The sequence below is a fragment of the Micromonospora sp. ATLC20 genome, assembly GCF_057196585.1.
Genome location: NZ_JBXUOV010000269.1, coordinates 1 through 5,486, shown reverse-complemented (window position 1 = coordinate 5,486; position 5,486 = coordinate 1). Strand labels below are relative to the sequence as shown.

Here is a 5,486-nt window from a genome sequence, read left to right as displayed (position 1 = left end):
AGACGGGGCGCCTGGGCGCACGCGCCGGGCGGGCGGGGGGCGGCACGCGGGGCCCCCCCCGCGACGCCTGCGCTCAGGAGGCGGAGCAGGTGGGCGTCATGCCCGATCCGCTGCCGTTGCCCTGGAACCCGAACTCGGTGCTCTGACCGGCGCCGAGCTGGCCGTTGTAGTCCACGTTCGCGAACCGCACCGTGCCGCTGTTACCACTCGCCGTCGCGCTCCAGGTGTTGGTGATGCTCGCGCCGCCCGGCAACGTCATGGTGACCGTCCATCCCCGGGTGCCCGACGAGCCGGCTGTCACCTTCACGTTGGCGACGAAGCCACCGGTCCAGGAGTTCAGCGTCACCGAGGCCGAACATCCACCCTGGCCCGGCGGCGGGGTGGTCGGGTTGTTCGGCGGCGGCGTCGTGGTCGGCGGCGGGTTGTTGCCGCCGGCGTTCAGCGCGTCGAGCACCGCGTTGTACGCCGCCTTCTTGTTGCCCGAGCAGTCGAACAGCAGCGCGTTGTCCGAGCCGCGCCACGAGTCGCAGTCCCGGACGCCCCACACCGTGATGCCGGTGCAGCGCGACACCGCCAGGCAGGCGCGGGTCACGGCGGCGTAGATGTTCGCCTGGTTGCCGCCGGTCATCACGTCCAGCTCGGTGATCTGCACCTCGACGCCCAGGTCGGCGAAGCGCTGGAGGTTGGCCTGGTAGTCACCGGGGATCGTGGTGCCCAGGTGCGACTGGAAGCCGACGCAGTCGATCGGCACGCCGCGCGACTTGAAGTCGCGGACCATGTTGTAGATACCGGTCGACTTCGCGTTGATCCCGTCGGTGTTGTAGTCGTTGTAGCAGAGCTTCGCGCCCGGGTCCGCGGCGCGGGCCGCCCGGAACGCCGCCTCGATCCAGTCGTTGCCGGTGCGCTGCAGGTTCGAGTCGCGGCGCCCGCCGCTGCCGCCGTCGGCGAACGCCTCGTTCACCACGTCCCAGGCGTAGATCTGCCCGCGGAAGTGGGTGGCGACCTGGGTGACGTGGTTGATCGCGGCGTTGCGCAGCGCGCTGCCGGACAGGCCCTGCGCCCACGACGGCTGCTGCTGGTGCCAGAGCAGCGCGTGCCCGCGCACCGACATGCCGTTCGTGCGGGCGTGGCTGACCAGCCGGTCGCCGCCGGTGTAGCTGAACCGCCCCTGCTGCGGCTCGGTGGCGTCCCACTTCATCTCGTTCTCGGCCACCACGGAGTTGAACTCGCGGTTCAGCACCGTGGCGTACGTGTTGTCGGACAGCTTGCCGGTGGCGACCGCCGCGCCGAAGTAACGGCCCTTCTCGGCCGCCGACGCGCGCAGCGTGGTGCCGGCGCTCGCGGACGGCGCCAGGGCCACCGCCATCCCGGCGGCGAGCGCGCCGGCCAGGATGCCGGTGGTCAGCAAGGCTCTCTTTCGTCTCATGCGGATTCCTCTTCCGGGGGTTACGCGATGGTGGTGGTGCGAGTCCCCGACCCCGCGTCCGGTGACGGTGTCGGGTACGCCCAGCGCGGCTCGCCCGGTGAGCCTTGCGGCGCTCATGCCCTGCCATCGACTGTGAGCGATAACATCCCCCGGCGTCAACCCCTGCCGCCTAGGGATAGACGTCCTCGTGCGCCTTGCGGTAGTCGACGATCTCGTCCAGCCGGCCGGCCACGGCGTGCGTCACCCAGGCCGGGTTGCCGAGCAGCACGCGGCCCAGCGCGACCAGGTCGAACTCCCCGTCCGCCAGCCGCGCGGCCAGGCCCGCCACCGACTCCGGGCCGTCCGGGCGCAGGAAGTCCCGCCGCAGCCCGACCGAGCCGACGGTGATCGACGGCAGGCCGGTGAGCCGCTTCGCCCAGCCGGCCAGGTTCCGCGGCGAGCCGGGGAACGCCGGCTGCCAGAAGCGGCGCTGCGAGGCGTGCAGCACGTCCGCGCCGGCCTCGGCGAACGCCCCGAGGATCCGCGCCAGCTCGGCCGGGGTCTCGGCGATCCGCGCGTCGAACGCGCGCTCCTTGAACTGGGAGAACCGCACGATCACCGGCCGGCCCGCCGGGACCTGCGCGCGTACCGCGCGCACCACCGCCGCCGGGAACGCCGCCCGCCGCTCCGGCGAGCCGCCGAACGCGTCGGTCCGGCGGTTCGTGTACGGCCACAGGAACTCGTCCAGCAGGTAACCGTGCGCGGCGTGGATCTCGATCGCGTCGAACCCGGCCCGCACCGCGACCCCTGCCGCGTCCGCGTACGCCGCGAGCAGCACGTCCACGTCGGCGGCGGTCATCGCGTGCGGCGCCGGGCGGCCCGGCTCGCGTACCCCCGAGGGGGTCCACGCCGGACGGCCGTCCACCGGCTCGCGCAGGCTGCCCAGGTGCCACAGCTGCGCGGCGATCCGGCCGCCGGCGGCGTGCACCGCCTCGACCACGCCCCGCCAGCCGGCCTCGGCCGCACCGGCGGTCATCCGCGGCACGGTGTCCTCGTGGCCGGCGCTGGGATGGTCGACCAGCACGCCCTCGGTGACGATCAGGCCGATGCCCGCCGCGGCGCGGCGGCGGTAGTAGCCGGCCATCTCCGGCGTCGGCACGCCACCGGGCGCGCGGTTACGGGTCATCGGCGCCATCACGAAGCGGGACGGCACCGACAGCCCGGCGACGGTGACGGGTGCCAGCAGCGGCGCCAGCGGCGAGGCGGTGTCCAGAGTCGCGTTCATGACCCGACGCTAGGAGTTGACACCGGTGTCAAGGGCAAGCGTTCAGGCGGCCGGATCCCGGGTGTCCTCGGTCACGCTCATGTCGCACACGACGTCGTCGAGCACCGCGACGGCGTGCGCGAGCCGCGCCATCTCCGCGGTCATCCGGGCCCGCTCCTCGCGCAGCCGGTCGGTGAGCCACGAGGTGCGGATCTCCGGGTCGGTCACGCAGGGCAGCAGCTCGGCCATCCGGCGGCTGCTCAGCCCGGCGTCGAACAGCCGCTGGATGAGCCGGACCCGGTCCACCGCCGACTCGGCGAAGACCCGCTGCCCGCTCGGTGTCCGCACGGCGGCGAGCAGGCCCTGCTGCTCGTAGTACCGGATGGACCGGGCGCTCACCCCGGTACGCGCCGACAGCTCCCCGATCCGCATCACGCCTCCCCGCTCGTCGCACGTCCATCATCGAGCATCCCGCGCCGGTCAGGACAGCAGCTCGACGTACCCGGCGGTGCCGTGCACGCGGATCCGTCCGCCGTCGGGGATCAGCCGGGTCGCGTCCGGTACCGCCACCACCGCGGGCAGGCCGTACTCACGGGCGATCACCGCGCCGTGCGTCATCAGGCCGCCCACCTCAGTCACCAGGCCCGCGACTGCGACGAACAGCGGCGTCCAGCTCGGGTCGGTGTGCGCGGTGACGAGGATGTCGCCCGGCTCCAGGTCGGCGCCGGCCAGGTCCGTCACGACCCGCGCCCGCCCCTCGACGACGCCGGCCGAGACCGCCAGCCCGGCCAGGGCGCCCGGTGGCACGTCGTCCCGCCGGTACGAGCCGTTGAGGGCCTCGCCGTCGGAGGTGAGCACCCGGGGCGGGGTGAGCGCCTGGTGCGACCGGAACTCCTCCCGGCGCCTGCGGATCAGCCCGGCGTCCACCCGCCCGGTCGCCGCGACCTCCCGGAACTCGTCGAAGGTGAGGTAGTGGACGTCCTCCGGGTCGGCGAGCACACCGGCGCGCGCCAGCCGACCGGCTTCCGCCACGAGCGCCTGCTTGTAGACGGCGTAGCGGCTCACGATGTCGTACTTCGGGTACTCCCGGTAGCCGGCGAACGTCCGTACCCGCTCGATAGCGGCCCGCGTCTCGGCGGCCTTGCGCTCCCCGTCGGGCAGCGCGCGCAGGCGGTCCAGCACCTCCCGGGCCTTCGCCTCGGCCCGCTCCCGGCCTTCGGCGAAGCGGCGCGCGGCGGCACCCGGGGCGAAGGTGCGGACGTGGTCCAGGATCAGCGGCACGAGCGTGGCCGGGCGCTCGCTCCACCGTGGCCGGGTGATGTCGATCTCGCCGACGCAGCGCATGCCGTACCGGTCCAGGTAGCCCTCGACGGCCTCGCGCACCCGCGCGCCACCGGGGAGCTTCGGCAGCTCGTCCAGGAACCCGTCGTCGGCGGCGTCCCGAAGGAACGCCACCACCTCGGGGTACGCGCGGACCACGTCGGCCACGTCGAGCAGCGCCAGCCCCATCTCGGCGGTGACGTTGCCGGGCGCGGACAGCGTGAGCGTGTCGGCGGCGTCGCGTTCGCCGAGCCACTCCCCCAGCTTGTCGTTGAGCCACCAGGTGGCCTGCATCCCCGCCATGATCACCTGGGCGCTCACCGGATCGGTGAGCACCCGCTTGTGCTCGGCGAACGCCTCGGCCAGGAAGTCGAACAGCTCGGGTCCGGAGCGGCCGCGGACGTCGCGGCGCAGGGCGGCGAGCGACTCCCGGCTGCGTTCGACGAGCGTGGTGACGATCGCCGGGTCGGTGTCGATCGGCTGTGGCGGTCCGCCCGCGGGCGGGCCGGCCGGAGCCGGGTCCGGCGCGGCCGGTACGACGTCGCGGGCGAGGACCGTCTCCAGCGCGTCCCGGGTGAGCGGGTCGGCCCGGCCGATCATGCCCAGGAACGCGGCCCGGCCCGCCGCCGTGGACAGGTGCGGCGTGGCGTCGACGAACAGCCGGCCACCCGCCTCGTGCATCGGCGCCATGGCGGTCAGCCGCCACATCGACAGGCCCAGCGGCCTCATCGCGTCGGTCATCATCTGCTGGTGGCCGACCGACAGGTAGACGTGGAACCGCCCGTCGGCGGCGGCCGCCGGCACCGGGAACAGCGTGGTGATCGGCCGGCTCTGGAGGATGTGGACGTCGTCCCCGGTCACTGCCCACTCGACGTCCTGCGGGCAGCCGAAGTACGCCTCGATCCGCCGGCCCAGCGCGGCGAGGCGTACCGCCTGCGCGTCGGTCAGCGCGGGCTGGGCCTGCCGCGCCGGGTCGACCGACGTTTCCCGGGTGCCGCCGCCGGGCGCCGCGTACACCGCCCGCGCCTTCGCGCCGATCGTCCGGCCGGCCACCGCGCCGCCGCGCACCGTGAAGACGTCCGGGTTCACCAGGCCGGAGACCAGTGCCTCGCCGAGACCGAAGCCGGCCTCCACCGACACCACCGTCCGGTCGCCGGTGACCGGGTCGGCGGTGAACATGACCCCCGCCGCCTCCGGGACGACCATCCGCTGCACCACCACCGCCATCTCCACGGCCCGGTCGTCGATGCCGTGCCGCCGCCGGTAGGTCACCGCGCGGTCGGTGAACAGCGAGGCCCAGCAGCGGCTGACGTGCCGCAGCACCTCGGCCGTGCCGACCACGTTCAGGTAGGTGTCCTGCTGGCCCGCGAACGAGGCGTCCGGCAGGTCCTCCGCCGTCGCGCTCGACCGCACGGCGTACGCGGCGTCCGCGCCGAGCCCGGCCAGCGCGGCGGTGACCGCCGCCGCGACCTCGGCCGGCAGCGCGGCCCGCTCGAC

Annotated in this window: 4 protein-coding genes; all 4 read right to left on the bottom strand. The window is 74.3% G+C overall.

All coding sequences use genetic code 11. The features are described from left to right. Window positions 1-73: 73 nt before the first annotated feature. Entirely contained in the window at window positions 74-1,426 is a 1,353-nt protein-coding gene (locus tag AC2CHG_RS29740) for a glycoside hydrolase family 10 protein (RefSeq protein WP_484526052.1), read from the bottom strand. Between the two features lie 169 nt (window positions 1,427-1,595). After that, entirely contained in the window at window positions 1,596-2,690 is a 1,095-nt protein-coding gene (locus AC2CHG_RS29735) for an oxidoreductase (RefSeq protein ID WP_484526051.1), read from the bottom strand. Window positions 2,691-2,732: 42 nt separating this feature from the next. Next, the gene (locus AC2CHG_RS29730; RefSeq protein WP_366619525.1) at window positions 2,733-3,101 is read right to left on the bottom strand and encodes a MerR family transcriptional regulator; all 369 of its coding nucleotides are present in this window, start codon (window positions 3,099-3,101) and stop codon (window positions 2,733-2,735) included. A gap of 48 nt (window positions 3,102-3,149) precedes the next feature. Continuing rightward, window positions 3,150-5,486: rifamycin-inactivating phosphotransferase (rph, locus tag AC2CHG_RS29725; RefSeq protein WP_484526050.1), on the bottom strand; the 2,337-nt coding region annotated here is incomplete at its 5' end.

Bases quoted from the DNA above. Each gene is read 5' to 3' on its own strand.
- AC2CHG_RS29740 (WP_484526052.1), bottom strand. From the start codon at position 1,426: ATGAGACGAAAGAGAGCCTTGCTGACCACCGGCATCCTGGCCGGCGCG.
- AC2CHG_RS29735 (WP_484526051.1), bottom strand. From the start codon at position 2,690: ATGAACGCGACTCTGGACACCGCCTCGCCGCTGGCGCCGCTGCTGGCA.
- AC2CHG_RS29730 (WP_366619525.1), bottom strand. From the start codon at position 3,101: ATGCGGATCGGGGAGCTGTCGGCGCGTACCGGGGTGAGCGCCCGGTCC.